Origin of the sequence: Pseudoflavonifractor sp. MSJ-30 (assembly GCF_018918045.1) — a bacterium.
Classification (GTDB): domain Bacteria; phylum Bacillota; class Clostridia; order Oscillospirales; family Oscillospiraceae; genus Faecousia.
On record NZ_JAHLPU010000053.1, the window covers coordinates 16,387 to 35,382 of the forward strand.

Consider the following 18,996-nt stretch of genomic DNA (forward strand, 5'->3'; position numbering starts at 1 on the left):
GATCAGGAGTATCGCTTTTTTGATACTCCTGACTGTTCTGCTGCTGGTATCCGTCCTGCTTTCTCTGCGCGCCGGCTCTTATAACACCCCGGTAAGTGAGCTGATTAAGGGAATCTTCGGCAAATCCGCCGATAAAAAGGTGAATCTGGTCATTCGCAACAACCGTATGCCCCGCATCTGCACTGCTATTGTTGCGGGCGCGGGATTGGGTCTGGCAGGCTGTATTCTTCAGGCGATTCTCCACAACCCGCTGGCCTCCGCCTCCACGCTGGGCGTTTCTCAGGGTGCCACCTTCGGCGCGGCATTTGCCATTGTCACATTGAACCTCACCGGCGGAGTGGGAATTTCCCTGTGGTCCTTTGCGGGCTCCATTGCGGTGGCTGTTGTCATTCTGGGGCTGTCCCGGCTCAAGCAGATCTCCGCGGAGGGAATTGTGCTGGCCGGTGTGGCGATTTCCTCCATGTTGACCGGCGCCACAACGCTGATTCAATATTTTGCCAATGAGATACAGCTGGCCAATCTGGTGTTCTGGACCTTCGGCGATCTGGGCAGCACCGACTGGAACGAGCTTCGGAATATGTCGGTTATGGTTCTGATTCTCATTGTATACTGCACCCTCCATCGTTGGGACTATAACGCTCTGCTGAACGGCGAGGAAACCGCCGTAAGTCTGGGCATCAATGTGCAGCAGCTGACCCTGACCAATATGGTGCTGTGCTGTCTGACCTGCTCCATGATCGTCTCCCGGGTGGGGCTCATCAATTTCATCGGCCTTGTGGCGCCCCATATTGTCCGTATGGTCGTGGGCAATAACCATGTGTATCTGATTCCCGGCTCCGTTCTGGCCGGTGCAACACTGCTGCTGTTGGGCGACCTGTTTGCGCGGGTAGCCATCATGCCCATTATCCTGCCCATCGGCGCCATTACCTCCTTCCTCGGCGGCCCCCTGTTTTTGTACCTTCTGTTCAAAGGAGGCAGGCAGAGATGATTGACGTGAGGAATATTTCCTATCATTACCACGGTGGGCAGGAAGTTTTGAAGAATATAAACTTTACGCTGGAGCGTGGGCAGTTTCTGGCAATTCTGGGCAACAACGGTGTAGGAAAAAGCACGCTTCTGAAATGCCTGAATCGAATTCTGAAGGCGGAATCCGGTGCATTTCTACTGGACGGCGAGAATATTCTGAAAATGAGCAACCACGAGATTGCGCAGCGCATTGCCTTCGTGTCGCAGAATGTGGCAAATACCCAGATGACTGTCCATGATGTGGTAATGCTGGGACGGCGCCCCTATATGAAATGGGGGTTTACGGAGGAGGATCACAAAATCGTCCACGATGCCATGCACCGGCTGAATCTGGAACCCCTCCGGGGACGCTTTCTCAACCAGCTCTCCGGCGGTGAACGGCAGAAGGTCATGCTGGCCCGGGCGCTGGCGCAGCAGCCGAAGCTGCTGCTGCTGGACGAACCGACCTCCAGTTTGGATATTCACAATCAATATCAGGTGCTGAAAATCGTTCGGGATATCTGCCATAACGACGGGCTGACCGCCATTGTGGTCATTCACGATCTGAACCTGGCACTGCGGTTCTGTGACAGATTCCTGCTGCTGCGCCGGGGAGAGGTATACGCGCAGGGCGACTATTCCGTTCTCAGCCCGGAAACCCTGAAAAACGTATATCAGGTGGACGGAAAAATTCTGGATGTGGAAGGCCGTAAAATGGTTTTTGTGGAGGAATGACATGACGCTGGAGCAGTTGAAGCAAAGCTGGGTTTCAAATTCCAAACCGGAGGTGCAGGCAAGGCTCTGGGATCGCGCGTCCGCGGATTATAAAAACAAGCCTCTTCCCGATCCGGAGAAGGATCCGTTTCTGAAGCGTCTGCGGGAGGAAGTCCCACTGCACGAGGGCATACGGACGCTGGACATTGGCTGCGGTACAGGCGGTTATTCTCTTGCACTGGCTCCCTTCGTAACAGAAGCCGTGGGCGTGGACATTTCCGGCGGTATGATTGAAATTGCCCGGGCACGGGGAAAAGAACTGGGGATTGCCAACGCAGCCTTTTCCGTTCTGAACTGGTCTGAGGCGGACATCGACGCACTGGGCTTTCGGAACCGCTTTCAGGTGGTATTTGCCCACATGACGCCTGCGGTGTGCGATTATGCCACACTGGAAAAGATGGACGCCTGCGCTGCAAGACTCTGTATGCTTCAAAAGCCCACACGGCGTCGGGATTCTGTATTGGATCGGGCTTTGGAGCTTGTGGGCATCCTTCCGGAAGCCGCAGATCAGGCTATGGTGCGTACATATAATTACCTGTGGGAGAAAGGCTACGAGCCTCATTTCGTCTATGACCGGGAGACCTGGCACACGGAGCGCGCCACCGAGGATATGCTTGGCTGGTGTACGGATCGGGCAAAGCTCCGCAAGGAGTTGACCCCGGCGGAGGAAGCCGAAATTGCGTGCTTTGTGAGAAGCCTTTCGAAGAACGGAATCGTGTCTGAATGCACCACGACCACAAGGGTTACAACCATTTGGAAAAAGGAGATTTGAATTATGGATGAAAATAAGGTTCTTTGGAACAAGTGTGTGGAGTTTCACGGCCATTCCTGCGGTGGCCTGACAATCGGCTACAAAGCGGCCCTCTATGCCATTGAGCTGCTGGATTTGAAGCTGGGGGGCGGCGGAAATGCGGGCTGCCTGTCCGCAGACGAGGAAATCGTGTGTATCAGCGAAAACGACGCCTGCGGCGTAGATGCGATTCAGGTGCTTCTTGGCTGCAGCATCGGCAAGGGAAATCTGCTGTTCCATATGCGGGGCAAACAGGCATTTACGTTTTTTAACCGAAAGACCGGAAAATCCGTCCGTCTGCTGCTGAAACCCAAGCCGGAAGGAATGACCCGGGAGGAATCTTTTGCCTACTATCAGAGTACGGAGCCGAAGGAAATGTTCGATGTGACGGATAGGAAACTTCCGCTTCCGGAGAAGGCAAGACTGTTTGACTCCTATGTCTGTGAATGCTGCGGGGAAGTTACCGGAGCCAACTGGATTCGTCTGGCAGGCGGGAAAAAGCTGTGTCTGGACTGCTGCGAAACCTACGATCGGTTCAACGTATAAAAGCGCGTCAAAAATACCGGAATCGGCGAGAACCCAAAATTCGCCGATTCCGGTATTTTCGCCGTGACACTGGGCGCGCCGCCTGACCCATATACAGCAAAGCACGCAAATAGAACAATGTCATTGCGCACCGGCAACTTAGTCACTGGTGCGCAATGACATCTTTTTCTACAGTCCATTCCTTATTGCAGCGGGTACAGAGCAAAGGGTTTCCAGTTCATGCCGGTTTCCGGGTAGGAGGCGATGATTTCCTGGGCCTGTTCCCGGGTGATGACCTGATAATCCAGGCGGCCTGATGTGTTCAGGTCCTGTCCCGGTGTTTTGCGCAGCCAATAGCCGTTTTCGTCCACAAACAGTTTTTCGATACTGACGAAATCGTCCCCTTCCATGCGGTAAAATTCGTAATAGTCGTCCTCGCACTGGCACAGTATGCCGCCCTCACAGAGGTAGTCGAAGGAAAAGACCGTCCCCCGGATGCCGTTTCGGAAGCCGTAAATCTGGGGCGACCCTTCCCGCACATTGCCCTCCCAGTCCGCTACATAGGGTATTCTGACAATCAGCACCTGACTGCCGTTCCCCCGCAGATCCTCCAGGGTATAGACAAAATCCTCGGAGTTTTCGTACTTATCCAGCATTTTGGCAATGAACACCGCGTTTTCGTCCCGATAAGGGTAGGTCTTCAGCGGCTCTCCGAAGCGCTTCATGGACTGGATGCCCACATCCCTGACGCTGTAGGAATCGATTATGGCATAGGCCTCCTCCTTTGTAATGGCCTGTTTCTCCTCCGGCTCTGTGATCCGCTCCCCTTCCAGACGCTTTGGCTCCCGGTACAGCGTCCAGGAACCGAGCTTTTCGTCCACCGCCTGAATCAACTCCAGTCCGTCTGCCCCGGGCCGGTAATACCAGTAAGAATCGTCGAAAACTCCCCTAATCAGCACCGTTCCGTCCTGACAGAAGTAAAACAGTCCACTCACGCCGGGCGCGTCCCGGAGCGAATCAAAATAGGCCGTGCATCGCCCGTCTTTCAGGGTGAGAATTTGCAGCGCCTGATAATCGATCAGTTCTTCATTGCCGTCGCCGTTCAGATCCAGCAGAGAATACAGCATATTGTCCCGGCGATAGGGTGAATCCGCCCGCTCCAGCCGCTGGGCGACATAGGCCCCATAGCCTCCGGAATAGAGGGCCTGCTGCCTGCTCTCCTGAGACGCCTCATAATCCTTCTGGGCCTGGGCAAAGAATTGCGTCACTTCGGCACCGCTTGGTGTCTGGGGTGCAACGGCGTAGTCAAAGCACTCGGCAATTCTTTTCAGGTCCTCCGGCTGCATCTCCCGGCGGGAAGCATCCACATAGATGTGGAAAAAGGCATCCGCCCGGTCGGCGAAAATATGGCCGTTCTCCCCGTCCAGCACCAGCAGCAATGCCATGCCATCCCGGGTCGTGTAATTCCACTCCCGCAGGGTCTGCGTCATAGCCACGGTGGTGGTGTAGGGATACAGGCAGTCCTTGCGCACATAGTCCATTTCCGCAAAAACCGTCTCCCCGCTCTCCTCCGCAGTCAACTCCATGGGCAGGGAAAAGCTGCCGTTGTTGAAGAAATAACCGTGCAGATATTGGCATCTTCCCGCCCAATCCGCCTTTACCACGCCGTCCAGGTGCAAGGATTGCAGCAGTACGTCCGCTTCATAGTCATAGGCGCAGGCATATTCCTTTTTCAGCAGGTTCAAGCCATATTTTTCGGCGATATTCTGCAGCGTTGCAACCATTTCCGAGGTATAGCAGGAATAGATATCCCGAAAATTTTCCGGCAGGGCTTCCGCGCTGGCGCCCTTGGAGGTTTCCAGCTGGGCGGCCGCCGTTCCATCTGGCTGATAGCTTTTCCGGAATTCGCTCCACTCGGCATAGGCCTGTTGGTTTGTCCCCTGCAGGCTAACGATGCTCCTGGGGGCGGCGGAGGCTTCCGTGGGAATGAGGTTTCCTTCCTCGTCATAGTATGTCGGCACGTTCTCCCGGGAGATCGTTCCCAGCGTCAAGTCCCGCAATCGCAGCACATAGGCCACGGCGCAGCCCACCAGCAGCAGGCTCAGGGCAATGACCGCGGCAATCAGCAGAATCTTTCGCCGGGGACGGAGACCCTTTTTCGTCCTGCCCTCCCGCAGCTGCCGGACTTCCAGCAGAAAATCTCCCCGGACATCCCCGATGGCATCCAGCAAATACATCCGTGTCACAGCAATCCCTCCTTTTTCAGCGCCTGGCGCAGCTTTTTCCGGGTTCTGGACAACATGGTGCTGACGTTGCCCCGGGTCAACCCCGTCTTCTCTCCGATGGTTTCGATATCATCCAGATACCAGTAGCGGCAGAGAAACACGCCGCGCTCCGTCTTTGGGATTGTCAGCAAAAACCGGTTGATGGCGCAAACCAGTTCTTTTCTGCTCAGAGAATCCTCCGGCGTTTCCTCCGGACCGGTCACATCCCCCAGTTCGTCCAGGGCCAGTGTCATCTGCCCGCCGGTGCGCTTGTAAGCAGTGCTTCTGCGCCAACGGTCAATAGAAATATGCCGGGTGATTTTCCCCAGAAAGGCAGAGAGCAAACCGGGCCTGGTGGGTGGGATACGGTTCCAGGCGGCGTAGTATGTATCGCTGACGCACTCCTGAGCATCCTCCTGATTCGTCAGAATGTTGTAGGCAATGGAATAGCAATAGGGCCCGTATTTCCGGTCCGTCTCGGCAATGGCCTGTTCCGACCGTTCGAAATACAGCTGCACAATCCTGCTGTCTTCCACAGCGACACCTTCTTTCTTGTGGTTTCACTTATCAAGGCGCAGAAATTGCGGTAATCTTACAACAGGGATAGAAATTTTTACGGCAATTTTGCATTTTTATTTATCATACCACAGCCTTGCCCTTTTCGAAAGCATTCTGGCGCAAAAATGCCCCCGGTTCGTTGGAACCGGGGGCAAAACGGTTTTATCAGAACCGCAGGCTGCCGGAAGTGATGCACTTGCCGGAGCGGCGGTCAAAGAGCATGATCTGGCTGCCGGTGACAGACAGGGGCACTTTGGTGCCGATGGTGAACAGACTGCTGCCGAAGATCACGCCGGTGAGCAGGAACTCCCCTACCCTTACCTTGATGGTGGATTCCATGCCGGTGGGCATGGCGCCGTAGATCTCGCCCTGCAGCGCGCCCGCGTCGGCGATGTCCAGAAATTCCGGACGGATGCCCAGAACGAAATCCTCGTTGGTGATCTCGGGTACATCCTGCAGAGAGTCGTCCTCCTCATTGACCTTGGCGATGTGGTAGCGGAAGACCTCGTCCTTATTGCCCTTTTCCACATAGCCCTTCTGAGAAGCCTTCTCCTTCAACGCCGCTGCCTTGTCGGCAAACTCCCGGTCACGGTCCGCGAACCATTTGGCCAGATCCAGCTTTTGGGCCGGGGTGAACGTTGCCTTTTGGCCACCCAGAACCGTCAGGGTCAGGCTGCCGTCAGCGTTCTGGCCGCCCTTGGCGTCCACAAAGTTAATGGAGGGCGTGCCCACAAAGTCCGCCACGAACAGGTTGGCGGGATGGTGGTAGACCTCCAGCGGGGCCTGGTACTGCTGCAGCACGCCGTTGTTGATAAGGCAGATCTGGGTTGCCAGGGTCATGGCCTCCATCTGGTCGTGGGTGACGTAGACGAAGGTGGAGCCGGTCTCCACATGAAGCCGCTGCAATTCGTAACGCATTTCCAGCCGCAGCTTGGCGTCCAGATTGGACAGAGGCTCGTCCATGAAGAGGACGGAAGGCTCCGGGGCCAGAGTCCGGGCGATGGCCACACGCTGCTGCTGGCCGCCGGACAGCTCCGCCGGATACCGGTCCATAAACATACCGATCTTGACGATGCGGCTGACCCGCCGCACAGACAGGTCAATCTCCTCTTTCGTCAGCTTTCGGGTCTGCATGACAGGCTCGCCGTCCTTGCATACACGGTACTCGCTGTCCAGGGTAAAGCCGCCGTCCGCCGCAGCCTTCTGTCCCGCGGCCACCCTGGCCTCCAGTCTGGTGATCTCCGCCGCGCAGTCGGCATTCTTTTCCAGATGATACCCGTAGAGGGTTTTGGCGGTGTATTGGGAGATGGTAAAGGCATCAATGAGCTTGAGAATGGCCTTTTTCTCATCCAGCTTTCCGTCCTTATCCCGGCACTCGTCCAGAACGGCGGTGACATCCGCGGGGTTTTTCAGAATCTGGGCCAGCCGGGCGGCGTTCTTCGTCTCGAAATCTACCTTGGCCATAGACTCTTTGATGTTGGACAGGCCGAAGGAGATGTTCTGATACACCGTCATATTGGGCCACAGGGCATAATTCTGGAACAGGAAGCCAACTTTCCGCTTGTTGGCCGGGACGTTAATACCCATATCGCTGTCGAAGACCACCTTGTCGCCGATGGTAATACGGCCGCTGGTGGGGGTCTCCAGACCGGCGATCATACGCAGGGTCGTCGTTTTGCCGCAGCCGGAGGGGCCCAGCAGGGTGACGAAAGCGTTGTCTTCAATGGTCAGGTCCAGATCCTCGACGGCATAGAATTTGCCCCAACGTTTGGTAACATGCTCCAATTTGATTTCAGGCATTTGCTTATCCTCCTATTCCTTTGTCGAGGCTTGCGCCCGTCACTTTGTTTACCAGGGTGTTGCACACCAGAATGGTGATGATCAGAATCAGGTTGATGCCGCTGGAGAAGGCATACAGACCCATCTCATCGAAGTAGTCCAGCGTTGTGGAGAGGATAAAGCCCTGCACGCACAGCAGCATGAACAGGCTCAGCTCTCTCAGGCAGGTCATAAACGGCAGCAGATAGCCGGAGATGATGGAGGACTTCTGAATGGGGATGATGATGCGGGTCATGCGCTTGATCCATGGAATGTCCTGAATGATGGCGGCTTCCTCAATTTCGCCGGAGAGCTGCAGCATGGAGTTCAGGCTGCTTCTGCTGGCGAAGGGGATGTACTTGATGGTGCCCACGATAATCAGCAGCGTGTAGGTATTGAACAGGTTCATCTTTTCCGTGGAGAACAGAATGAAGAATGCCACGCCTACGGCGATGGAGGGCATCAGGTATGGCAGGAAAGCCACAGAGTTGACGTAATTGGCCCATTTGCTCCGGCGGTTCTTGGAAACGGCGTAGCCGATCATGGTGCCGATGGTACCGGCCAGCAGCGAGCAGGCCACGGAAACCTTCAGCGTGCCCCAGAAGGCATGCCAGATGGTTTCGTTGTACAGAATGCCCTTCTGGCCGTACATGCCGTTTTCGGTGATATTCTCCGAGGTGACCCACCATTTGGTGGTCAGGTTGGAGGGATCGCCGGTGTACAGGAAGGAGTAGTCTCCGGGGTTCGGCAGGAAGGTTTCAAAGGCGAAGGAGATAATGGGGAAAATGCTGGTAAAGAAGGTAAATACTACCAGAATCACGGCAATGATGTACTTTCCGGACTTGCCCAGGTTGATCTTGGAAATCTGGCCGGACTTGCCCGTAACGGTGGTGTAGTTCTTGCGGCTGTTCAGGGAAATCTGATTCAGCAGCATGATTGCCACGCCAAAGACCATCATGATGATGGCCAGGATGCTGGCCTCGCCGGTGTACTTGGAGTTCATGGACACGTACTTGGTGGACAGAGTGCTGAGGCCCAGATAATGGGGCACAGGGTAAGAGCCCATGGCGCTGCCGAATACCAGCAGAATGGTGGAGAGAATGGCGGGCTTTACCATAGGCAGGGTAATGCGCCACATGGTCTTCCACTTGGGTGTGTCCAGAATGGTGGCAGCCTCTTCCAGGTTGGCGTCCATATTCCGGAAGATGCCGCCGATGAGAATATAGGCAAAGGGCGCGTAGTGCAGTCCCAGAACCATCAGGCTTGGAAACAGCCCCTTGCACCACCACATAGGCATATTGATGCCGAACAGGGCGGCCAAAAGGCCGTTGGAGGTGCCGGTGACGGCATTGGAGTTAAACAGATTCTGCCACACAACGGCCAGCGTCCACTGGGGCATGATGTAGGGGAAAATAAAGATGGAAGACAGATATTTCCGCCAGGCCAGATTGGTCCTGGTAATCAGGAACGCAAACAGCCCGCCGTAAAGGATAGACACCAGGCAGGTGCCGACAGCCAGCAGGACGGTATTGAGAAGCGGCGTCCACAGGTTGGTTTTGGCCATGCGGCTGGTGAAAAGGTCGGTGTAATTGACGGTGGTATAGCCGGAGGTTTGGCCCGTCAGGTGGGCGTCGATGGTACCGGCGTGAATTTTGAAGGTATCCTCCACAATGGCCACAATGGGGGCCACGGTGGTAAAGGTCAGCACAATACCCAGCAGAAGCAGGATCACATTGTGGGGCTTGGAAAAGAAGGTTTTGACCTTGTTCCAAAAAATGGTGCTTCGGCTGGCACGGAGGGTCGTTGGATGGCTCATAGCTTCCTCCTCTTTTCAATCATTTTTGGAAAAAAGCGCCCCTGGATGCGCGATCCAAGGGCGCTTGCCTTACGTTAAGCATGAATATGCGATTAGCCCGCGGAATACTTGGTCAGCATCTCGATCCAGCTGCCAACGGTAAAGGCCACGTCGGCGCAATACTCGGGATCCTCCAGAACCAGCTTACCGTTGGTGGTCCACCAGTCGTAGCCACGGTCGTTCTTGGCGGCGAATTCCACAGTGGTGCCGTCATCGGCCATGCCGCCGATGGAATGATGGAAGTTGGCCTCGGTCTCCTCGGCAACCTTGGGGTTGGAGGAGTAGCCGCCCATGTCCTTGCCCCAGGCGGAGAAGCCGTCGGCGGTGCAGGTCATGTAGGCGATGAAGGCACATGCGGTCCAGGGCAGCGGGGAGTTGTCGGTGACGAACAGGTAATGGCAGTAGCCGTAGCCGCCAATACCCTGATAGCCGTCCTCATAGGCAGCAACCTTGATGTTGTTGACGGAAACGGAGCTGGACTCTTCCACAGAACGCAGCTTGGAGTAAACCAGCAGGCCGAACTGATTCTTGGCGGAGGCATCCACCAGAGTGTTGCAGATGGGGCCGTCGTCGGTCTGGGCGTTGTAGCTCTCGACCCACAGCTTGATCCATGCCAGAGCATAGGCGCCGTCGGGGCCCAGTCCCAGGTCAGCAGCCTCGGATTCCATGGCCTTGATGGTGGGCTGGAAGTAGGCCTGCTCGTCAGCGGGCAGAGCCTCATAGGCTTCCTTCATCCAGGCGGCATAGTCGTCACGGGTCAGCATATACAGGAAGTTCTTGCCGACGATCTCGGAGTCGATGTCCATGAACAGGCCATGCTCGCCCTCGGCTACGAAGTCCCAGCAGTTGTCATAGGTCTTGTCGCCGGTGCAGTTAAACTCGAAGACCTTGTTCAGAGTCTGCAGAGGCAGGAAGCCCTTGTACTCATCGGCAGTGGTGCCGTTGGCATCCGCCCAATCCTTGGGGATGAAAGTATCCAGCACGCCGGGCTGAACCATCTTGCTCTCAATCTGGTTGCCGTCCTGAATCAGGGTCATGGCGAAGGTGCCGGTGGTCTTCAGGGAGTCAGCGGTCAGCTGATCGAAGATCTTGTTGTTCTTGGGCTGCTGCCACTCGAACTCCATATTGTAGTTGGGATCGATGGTCTGCAGATAAGCAATGAACAGAGGCAGGGCGCTCTTGCCGCGGCTGGAGTTGCCCACGCCATAGAACATCTTGCCGTTGGACTCTTCGATGGCCTTCTTGGCCAGCTCTTCCAGAGTCATGCCTTCGGCTTCCCTGATGATCTTCTGGGTCTCGGTCAGATTTTCAGGAGCTTCCGTCTCGGCAGGGGCCTCGGTGGCCTCAGCGGACGCGGGAGCATCGGTCTTAGGGGCTTCCGTCGTAGCAGCGGGGGCCTGAGAACCACAGGCGGCCATTGCCAGAACCATGGAAAGCGCCAACAGGATTGCGACGATCTTTTTCATAGAATTTTTCCTCCTTACTGGTTTTGAAGCGGTTCACCGCCGCTTCGGTATCTATATATTACCGTCTTCTTGCACAATTCACCAGTGGTCAAACCTGCTGTTTTTTGTGATTATCTGATATTTTTGTGCAAGTGGCTTAATTTCTTTTTCAGTATATGCTATAATTAGGGCAATTCGCAGAGGACGGCAATTCCCGCGTCATTCTTTTCATTCCCTATTGTGTATTATGCAAAGTCCAGAAAGGCTTTCTATGAAACGTTTTCTTATCTTTTTTCTGGTATTTACCCTGCTGCTGAGCGGCTGTGCCCAAAAGCAGACCCAGGACTTTGGACCTGCCGATGGCGACACACTGGTAATCTACACCTCCCATAAAAAAGAGGTCTGGTGGCCCATCGTCAAGGAATTTGAGTCCCGGACGGGACTTTGGGTGCAGGTGGTGGAAGGCGGCACCAACGAGCTGCTGGAAACCATCCGCTCCGGCAAGGCGGATCCGATTCCGGACCTGATGTTCGGCGGCGGCGTGGAAAGTCTGGAGGCCAACGCGTCCCTGTTCTCCCCCTATATCTGCGCCCAGGCAGACAGACTGCTGCCCCAATACCGCAGCGGCGAGGATCTGTGGACACCCTTTTCCGCCCTGCCCCTGGTGCTGATCTATAATCCCAAGCTCCTGTCCCCCGACAGTCTGACAGGCTGGTCCGATCTTTTGAAGCCGTCGCTTCATGGCCGGATCGCCTTTGCGGACCCCGCCGTCTCCGGTTCCAGCTATACGGCTCTCGTGACGCTACTGGAGGCCCTTGGAGGCGATCACGACACGGTGCTACGGGAATTCGCCCGGAATCTGGACGGGAAACAGCTGCCCTCCTCCGGCGATGTACTCTCCGCCGTGGCCTCCGGCGAATGCTCCGTCGGCGTCACCCTGGAGGAAACCGCCAGCCGCCGCATTGCCGCCGGGGAACAGCTGGCTATGGTCTACCCCGCTGACGGCACCAGCTGCGTCAGTGACGGTTGCGCCATTCTGGTCGGCGCCCGGCATCCGGAAAACGCGAAAAAATTTGTGGATTTCACTGTCAGCCGGGACGTACAGCAGCTTTTACAGGACCAGTTCTGCCGCCGCCCCGTCCGGGACGGTCTGGAACCCAGCGCTTCTCTTCCGGATCTCGCCGCCATCGCCCAGGTGGACTATAACCTTCGCTGGGCCAGCGAGCACCGGGATTCCCTGCTCATGAGCTGGGCATTCTATCTGGGATCGGAGGAAGAGGAATGAAGCAGCTTCACTTTCGCTCTTTCCGGCAGCAGCTGAACACCGCCTTTCTGGCCGTATCCCTGATTCCGCTGCTGCTCTGCTCCGTGCTTCTGGTGCAGATCTTTCAGCTGCGGATGATCTCCGATGCCCAGCAGACCGCCCAGCAGCAGCTCACCGCCGCCCTTGACGCGCTGGACTCCGTACATACAGGCTTTCAGAGCGTTGTAGATACTCTGGATTCCGATCGGCTTGTGACCCAGGCCCTTTTTGACGAACAGGCAGAGGATACCAAGGTCTATGAACAGCTGTTCCAGGCCACCGAAGCCCTGCGCGGCTTCGCCGCTTTCCATCTCTACGATATCAGCGGCAACTGGCGCTACTCCACCCAGTCCGCCCCGGAAAGCAAGGTACTCTCCACCCATTGGGGCATTCTCTATGGGGCAGCCCAGGTTCCGGGCACCGTGGTTTACAGCGCTCCGGAGGACCCTGCGGCCCTTTCCGCCCCTCTTCTCCACGCCGCGGCCCTGCTGACAGATCCCTACGGCGCGCCCATGGGCTATCTGACCATGGAGCTGCGGAGCAGCCAGCTTGGCACTCTGCTGGGCGGTCTGGCCGGTGCCCAGAATCAGCTTCTGCTGCTGGACGCCCACTGGCGGCCCGTTTACTGCACCCAGTCCGCCCAGGTGCTTACGCTGGCGGAAACCCTTCGGAACCAGCTTTTGTCCGGCAAGGCCCTGACAGGAACCTCCGACAACTTCGTTTACACCGTTGCCCGGGACACGGCCACCGGACTGACCCTTGTTTTGCAGCAGCCACAGGTCTTCACCCAGGGAACTCTGCGGCTGTTCTATTCCGTAAGCACGCTGTGCGCCCTGGGCTGCGTGGTTCTCAGCATTGTGCTGGGCCTGCAGCTAAGCCGTCAGGTCTTCGAGCCCATTGGCAGGCTCCACAAAGCCATCCGGCAGGTGGAGAAAAACGATCTGGAGGTCCAGGTGCCCATTCCGGAGGGAAACGAAAATGAGCTGACGGATTTGGCCCGGCAGTTCAACCACATGGTGACCACGCTGGCCGCCAACCAGCAGACCCTTCTGGAAAATCAGAAAGCCCTGAACGAAGCGCAGATCCGGATGCTTCAGGCCCAGCTGAATCCCCATTTTCTATGCAACACTCTGGACACCATGAAATGGATCAGCAAGATCAATCAGGTCCCTCAGGTGGCCCTGATGTCCACCAATCTGGCGGATATTCTCCGGGCCTGCATTTCCCCCGCGGAGTTCGTGCCCCTGCGGCAGGAGCTGCTGATCCTGGAGCGGTACATAGAAATACAAAAGATCCGCCTGAGCGACAGCTTCAGCTACGAAGCGGACGTTCCGGAGGATCTGAAGGATTGTATGGTTCCCAAAATGCTGCTGCAGCCTCTGGCGGAGAACGCCATTCTCCACGGTCTTTCCGGCGTGGAGGCCGGACAGCTGCTGGTCACCGCCCGGACCGATACGGAGAATCTGCTGGAGATCCGGGTCTGCGACAACGGCAGGGGGCTTCCGCCGGAACTGCTGGGGCCTTACCGGCCCCCGGAAAAGCAAACGGGGCATTTGGGACTATTCAATGTTGACACCATTCTGCGTAAACATTACGGCGAGTGCTTCGGCCTTCGGCTGGAAAACCGCGAGGATGGCCCCGGCGCCTGCGTGGTCGCCAGACTGCCCATAGAGAAAGGAGAATCTTAAATGCTGAAAGTTATGGTCGTAGAGGATGAAGAGCTGATTCGTAAGGGGATCGTGCTGGCCGTGGACTGGGCAAGTCTGGACTGCGTTGTTGTCGGTGAGGCCGCCAATGGGGAAGAAGGTCTGGAAGTTGCCGCAAAATGCAGCCCGGGACTGATCATCACCGACCTGAAAATGCCCAAAATGGACGGTCTTGAAATGCTGGAACGGCTGCGCGAGGCCGGAAACAATGCCTTTGTCATCATCCTGACTGCCTATGACAGCTTCACCTATGCCCAGCAGGCCCTGCGGCTGGGGGCTGTGGATTTCCTGTTGAAACCCTTCCACGACGGCGATCTGGAAAAGGCCGTTCTGAACCTTCAGAACAGGCTGAGCCGTCAGGTGAAGCCGCCCCAGCTGCGGATTCAGGAAATCCGCTCCGGAACGAAGACCCGGTATATTCAGGAAGCCATGGATCTCATCAGCAAAAACTGCGCCGACCCCAACCTCTCCGTCAGCCAGGTAGCTTCTGAGCTGGGCCTCAGCGAGGGACACCTGAGTCATCTCTTCAAAAAGGAAACCGGCACCACCATGGGCAATTACCTGACCCGCTGCCGCATCCAGAAGGCCATGAGTTTGCTGCGGCAGCGGAAGCTGAAGGTCTATGAGGTAGCCGAAGCCTGCGGCTACCGGGATATCACCTATTTCTCCGGCACCTTCAAGAAACTGGTGGGCATGACCCCCAGCGAGTACCAGAATCAGGCGGTGTTGCCTTAATTCAATCCTCTCTGGTGCCGTCGTGGCAGACTTCACAGAAGCGGGCGGCGAAGGAAGGCTCCTCCCCCGCCTCCTCCAGATGGGACAGGTCACCGAAGCGGGACATGCGGAAGACAGCCTTCCCCTTCCGGCGCTCTTCGGTGGTCAGCTTCGTGACGCTGCTGGTCAGCGCCACCGTATGGTGCCACAGCACCACGGGAGAGCAATCCAGCAGCCGGGACAGGAGAACGCACTCCACGCCGAAATGGCAGAAGAAAAAGAGATTCTCCGTATTGGGCCGTTCCACCCGGTACAGGTGTCCCTCCCGACGGTAGCCGTGGGCTTCCAGAACCCCGTCCAAATTCCGGGTCACGTTCTCATAGACCTCCCGGATGCCGCTGTCCCGGTAGGCCGGGGCCTGAAACCAGTTTGCGGGATCATAGTACATAGGCTCCTCCGCCCAGCTTTCCGGCAGAAGATCCCAGCCCATGCCTCTGGGATGGAATGCTTCGGGTGTGGCGTAACCCTTGTCAAACTCCCGCAGCCAGGGGCAGACCGTGGCCTCGGCCCCCACTTTTTGCAGCGTCAGCGAGGCTGTGTCCCTGGCACGGCCAAGCGGAGATACATAATAGGTACCCATCGGTATTCTTTCCAGCCGCCGGCTCAAAAGCTCTGCTTCCCGCCAGCCATTTTCCGTCAAAGTATCGTGTTCATAATCCGGCTCCGCATGGCGGACGATGTAAATGTTCATAGTGGAAACTCCTTTCGCAAAAAAGGCTTCCCCTGGGGGAAGCTGGCAGGGCGAAGCCCTGACTGATGAGGGGCGGCAAGCAGCACCGTTTTTAATCCGGCCTAACCAGTTTTCAATTTGTTCTCTGAAAGAGAATTGCAGAATTTTCTCATTTTCGGTACTGCTTACCGCCCCTCATCCGACCCGCCTAACGGCGGGCCACCTTCCCCCAGGGGAAGGCCAGGCCGCCGATGACTGTATTATACAGCCACCGGCGGCCTGTTGTAAAGGGGGTCATTCTGCCTGGAATTGGTCGGCCATAATTTTTACATAGGCGCTCAGGTTGTCCGTTTCGGCAATGGGATAGTTTCGAATCACCGCGTAAATGCCATTGAAGTCCTTTTCCTGGAAGGATATGGAGAGGAACTGCGTGCCGTCCGCACTGTCACCCGAAACACCGCCGCTTTTATCCTCATACAGATTATAGTCAGAGCCGGCTGTGGAGAGCCCCCATTGGATGGCCTCACTAAAATTCGTGGTATCCAGCTTCACCACAGCAAACCAGACGTTCACATTTTTCTCCAACATCCAGATGGACGCGGCATAGCCGCCATAGCGAACTTCCCCATCGGCATTCCGGAAGACAACGCCCTCCTTTGGAATATAGGTGGAGTAGCCATAGGTCCGGTAAAGCCGGCAGTCCACCGGGTATTCCTCCCAGCGCTGCTCGGCCTCGATGTAACGGTTCATCATGAATGTGGTCTCCGCGTCCCGATCGCTGACACCCGTCAGATATCCGGGAATTCCTCTTGGCCAACCGCTGAAGGAGCCGTACATTGCCCCGAGAATGCCCAGTCCCTCCGTCCCGAACGCAGGGGTTTCCATAATGCAGATAAAGACGCCGGTTTCCGTACGGAGGAATTCCACAGTAGCCCCATCCGCAAACAGCGCGCCTCTGGCGTTCTGCGTCATATCCCAGTTGGGATTTGCCTCCATCACCCAGTCCCGGATGGCTTGATCGTCCATTCCGGGCCGGAACAGGACCGTCAGGCGGGTAGGATACTGCGAATCGTAAAATTTCCGCAGGGTTTCCCGGTCTGTGACTTCGGGCATATTGTTCCGGCCGAATTCCTCCAGGGTCTGATCGGCATAGGCCCACCGGTCCGCCGCCGTACCGTGATAGTCAATGACCTCATGGACCCAGCCCTCTTTCGGAATATACAGGGAATAGCCGTCACCGATGAAGAGATCCGCGGAAACTGCGAACTCAGCTCCATCCACCCAGAATGCCAAATCATCGCTGGCTTCCCGCATGAGCAGCTCCGGTGTTACTTTCTCGTTATCATTCTGGGATGTGGCATCCGATTCTGTCACCGTACCCAGGCTTACCCACTGCGTCCACACTGCGTCCGGCGCGTCGGAATAGTCCCCTTCCAGTTCCTCCGTGACCCATTCGCCGCCGTCTCTGCGCAGCCTTCCCCAGCCCCGATTGCCGATGCCGCCGGAATAATAGAAAACGCCGTCCTGCTTGATCAAATTCATCTGGCGGATGTAGTAGATAAAGCCATAGATTTCGCCGTCAAAGCGGCCCAGCACCAGCCTGGGCAGGCTGCCGGTTCCCTCGAACTCCACGACAAGCTCCTCCTGCCCATCGCCGTCCATATCCAGAACAGTATACCGGGCAGCCTTTGGCAATACGCTCTTATTTTGTATGCCCATCCAGCTTCCAAGCTGCGCGCAGAATTCAGTCATCGTGAAATCCGTTTGATAGTCCGGGCTGTAGAAGGATATCCCGTCCCGCAGAACCGTCTGCTGCCAATTGCTGTCCGCGTTTTCGGCATCGGCCCTGGCAGCCTGCAGCGCCATGGTCTCGCCCGTTGTTTCCTTGGCCGCCTTGGATGCCAGGTCACGCATCCCCAGATACCCTGCCCCCAGGATCACCGCCAGCATGGCCGCCGTGGACAGGATCTTCAGGGCGGTGACGACGGGCCGCTTTTTCTTCACGATCCGCAGCCGCCCCTCCCGGAAGGCATCCGCCTGCTGGATATAGCTGCCCTGAATGTCGCCCAGCAGCTTCAGAAGCTCCATTTCCGTCATCGCAAGCCCTCCTTTTCCAGATATGTATCCAGTCTGCCCCGCAGCCGGTGGAGCATCGTGCGGATTTTGGTCTGGGAAAATCCCGAATGCTCCGCGATCTCCTGGGTGGATTCCAGATACCAGTACCGGCACAGGAACACATTCCGCTCCGCCACGCTGAGCTGCCCCAGAAAACGCTCCACCGCCGCCAGAGTCTCCCGGCGGATAATGTCGTTCTCGAGACTCCCCGTACCGGAAACGCACTCCGCTAATTCCTCCAGCGCCAGCGTCATCTGCCCGCCGCCCCGCTTGAAAGCCCGGGTCCTGCGCCAGCGGTCAATGGACAGGTTCCGGGTAATGCGGCCCAGGAACGCTGAAAAGGGTGCGGGTCTTTTCGGCGGAATGGCGTTCCAGGTGGAATACCAGGTATCGCTGACGCATTCCTCCGCGTCCTCCTGGTTTTCCAGTACGTGAAAAGCGATCGAGTGGCAGTAGGGGCCGTACTTAGCCGCCGTCTCCCCGATGGCCTGCTCTGAGCGGGAAAAATACAGATCCAGAATCTGCTCGTCCTCCATCTCAGGCACCTCCTTTTTCTGTCTTCACCTATCATAACGCAAAACACGGAGAAATGTTGCGGCTTTTTGAAATCTTTTTTGACGGGACAGAAAAAATACTGCGTCCCCTTGGATTAGCGAACGCTAATATACGAATAAGGCCGCCGCGGAACGGGGCTTGTCCCGGAAACCGCCGCTTTACAGCGCGGTTCCCTTCTTCGGCACGAAAAACCCGGACACATCCGTATGTTCCAGTTCCAGCAGCTTTACCTTTCTGTCAATACCACCGGCATACCCGGTCAGGCTGCCGTTTGTACCGACGACCCGGTGGCAGGGAATGATGATGGATATCTCATTGTGTCCCACCGCGCCGCCGACGGCCTGGGCAGACATTTGATGAAGTCCCTTCTTTTCCGCAAGCTGCCGCGCGATTTCACCATAGGTCGTAGTCTGCCCATAGGGAATCCGCAAAAGGATCTCCCACACGGACTGACAGAACGCGGAACCCATGGGGTGCAGCGGCGGCAGGAAGTCCGGCTCTTTCCCGGTAAAATAAACATCCAGCCAATGCCGGGCCTCCGAAAGGATGGGCGTATCCCGGTCAATGCGCTCCGCGGGCAGGTCTCGGGCAAAGTACTTCTGCCCATCAAACCACAGGCCCGTCAGTCCAATTTCATCCGCCGCCAGCAAAATACCGCCCAGCGGGGAATCGTAATGCTGAATGAATGTCATAATCGATTCCTCGTTTTTCAGAGACGCATAATACACCGCCGTCCCCCCCCTTTGCTTTCTTCAATTACAAATGTGAATCAAGAGTTGACAGCCGCCCCTGTATGTAAAATCTAAAACCATATGCATCTTGAAAAAACAGGAAATCTG

The 18,996-nt window shown here is 56.6% G+C and carries 16 protein-coding genes; 7 read left to right on the top strand and 9 right to left on the bottom strand.

Features of this window, described 5'->3' with window-relative positions; genetic code table 11:
- Positions 1-19 precede the first annotated feature (19 nt).
- From KQI10_RS08705 to KQI10_RS08720, 4 genes are read left to right on the top strand one after another with little or no spacing between them, the layout of a single operon-like run.
- Positions 20-988, top strand: a complete 969-nt coding sequence (locus KQI10_RS08705) for a FecCD family ABC transporter permease (protein ID WP_371818393.1) — start codon at positions 20-22, stop codon at positions 986-988.
- Positions 985-1,740, top strand: a complete 756-nt coding sequence (locus KQI10_RS08710; protein WP_216567033.1) for an ABC transporter ATP-binding protein — start codon at positions 985-987, stop codon at positions 1,738-1,740. Before KQI10_RS08705 ends, KQI10_RS08710 begins: the two co-directional genes overlap by 4 nt.
- A 1-nt stretch (position 1,741) precedes the next feature.
- Positions 1,742-2,551, top strand: a complete 810-nt coding sequence (locus KQI10_RS08715; RefSeq protein WP_216567034.1) for a class I SAM-dependent methyltransferase — start codon at positions 1,742-1,744, stop codon at positions 2,549-2,551.
- A 3-nt stretch (positions 2,552-2,554) separates the two neighbouring features.
- Positions 2,555-3,115, top strand: coding sequence for an FmdE family protein (locus KQI10_RS08720; RefSeq protein WP_216567035.1), 561 nt, complete (start codon positions 2,555-2,557; stop codon positions 3,113-3,115).
- Between the two features lie 182 nt (positions 3,116-3,297).
- Here the strand turns inward: KQI10_RS08720 and KQI10_RS08725 are convergent, their stop codons facing one another.
- The 5 genes from KQI10_RS08725 to KQI10_RS08745 form a co-directional block, all read right to left on the bottom strand.
- Positions 3,298-5,340, bottom strand: coding sequence for a hypothetical protein (locus KQI10_RS08725; RefSeq protein WP_216567036.1), 2,043 nt, complete (start codon positions 5,338-5,340; stop codon positions 3,298-3,300).
- A complete protein-coding gene (locus tag KQI10_RS08730; protein WP_216567037.1) occupies positions 5,337-5,894 on the bottom strand; it encodes a sigma-70 family RNA polymerase sigma factor in 558 nt (185 codons plus the stop codon). The genes KQI10_RS08725 and KQI10_RS08730 overlap by 4 nt, the downstream gene beginning before the upstream one ends.
- A 187-nt stretch (positions 5,895-6,081) precedes the next feature.
- Positions 6,082-7,716 (bottom strand): ABC transporter ATP-binding protein, encoded by a 1,635-nt coding sequence (locus KQI10_RS08735; protein WP_216567038.1) that lies wholly within the window; start codon positions 7,714-7,716, stop codon positions 6,082-6,084.
- 4 nt (positions 7,717-7,720) lie between these two features.
- On the bottom strand, positions 7,721-9,550 hold the full coding sequence (locus KQI10_RS08740) for an iron ABC transporter permease (protein WP_216567039.1): 1,830 nt from the start codon (positions 9,548-9,550) through the stop codon (positions 7,721-7,723).
- A 92-nt stretch (positions 9,551-9,642) separates the two neighbouring features.
- The gene (locus KQI10_RS08745) at positions 9,643-11,055 is read right to left on the bottom strand and encodes a hypothetical protein (RefSeq protein ID WP_216567040.1); all 1,413 of its coding nucleotides are present in this window, start codon (positions 11,053-11,055) and stop codon (positions 9,643-9,645) included.
- Positions 11,056-11,305: 250 nt separating this feature from the next.
- Here KQI10_RS08745 and KQI10_RS08750 point away from each other — a divergent pair, with 250 nt between their 5' ends.
- The 3 genes from KQI10_RS08750 to KQI10_RS08760 are packed head-to-tail and all read left to right on the top strand — an operon-like array spanning position 11,306 to position 14,778.
- Complete coding sequence (locus tag KQI10_RS08750) at positions 11,306-12,319, top strand: ABC transporter substrate-binding protein (RefSeq protein WP_216567041.1); 1,014 nt, start codon at positions 11,306-11,308, stop codon at positions 12,317-12,319.
- Entirely contained in the window at positions 12,316-14,025 is a 1,710-nt protein-coding gene (locus KQI10_RS08755) for a sensor histidine kinase (protein WP_216567042.1), read from the top strand. Before KQI10_RS08750 ends, KQI10_RS08755 begins: the two co-directional genes overlap by 4 nt.
- Positions 14,026-14,778: a response regulator gene (locus tag KQI10_RS08760; RefSeq protein WP_216567043.1), complete on the top strand. Its 753-nt coding sequence runs from the start codon at positions 14,026-14,028 to the stop codon at positions 14,776-14,778.
- Between the two features lies 1 nt (position 14,779).
- Here the strand turns inward: KQI10_RS08760 and KQI10_RS08765 are convergent, their stop codons facing one another.
- The 4 genes from KQI10_RS08765 to KQI10_RS08780 all read right to left on the bottom strand — a co-directional run bounded on the left by KQI10_RS08765 (position 14,780) and on the right by KQI10_RS08780 (position 18,849).
- Positions 14,780-15,508 (bottom strand): histidine phosphatase family protein, encoded by a 729-nt coding sequence (locus KQI10_RS08765; RefSeq protein ID WP_216567044.1) that lies wholly within the window; start codon positions 15,506-15,508, stop codon positions 14,780-14,782.
- A 273-nt stretch (positions 15,509-15,781) separates the two neighbouring features.
- The gene (locus KQI10_RS08770; RefSeq protein WP_216567045.1) at positions 15,782-17,584 is read right to left on the bottom strand and encodes a hypothetical protein; all 1,803 of its coding nucleotides are present in this window, start codon (positions 17,582-17,584) and stop codon (positions 15,782-15,784) included.
- Positions 17,581-18,138 carry an RNA polymerase sigma factor gene (locus tag KQI10_RS08775; RefSeq protein WP_216567046.1) on the bottom strand — a complete coding sequence of 186 codons (558 nt, stop codon included), beginning with the start codon at positions 18,136-18,138 and terminating at the stop codon, positions 17,581-17,583. The genes KQI10_RS08770 and KQI10_RS08775 overlap by 4 nt, the downstream gene beginning before the upstream one ends.
- Before the next feature lie 177 nt (positions 18,139-18,315).
- Positions 18,316-18,849 carry a methylated-DNA--[protein]-cysteine S-methyltransferase gene (locus KQI10_RS08780; RefSeq protein WP_216567047.1) on the bottom strand — a complete coding sequence of 178 codons (534 nt, stop codon included), beginning with the start codon at positions 18,847-18,849 and terminating at the stop codon, positions 18,316-18,318.
- Positions 18,850-18,996 lie beyond the last annotated feature (147 nt).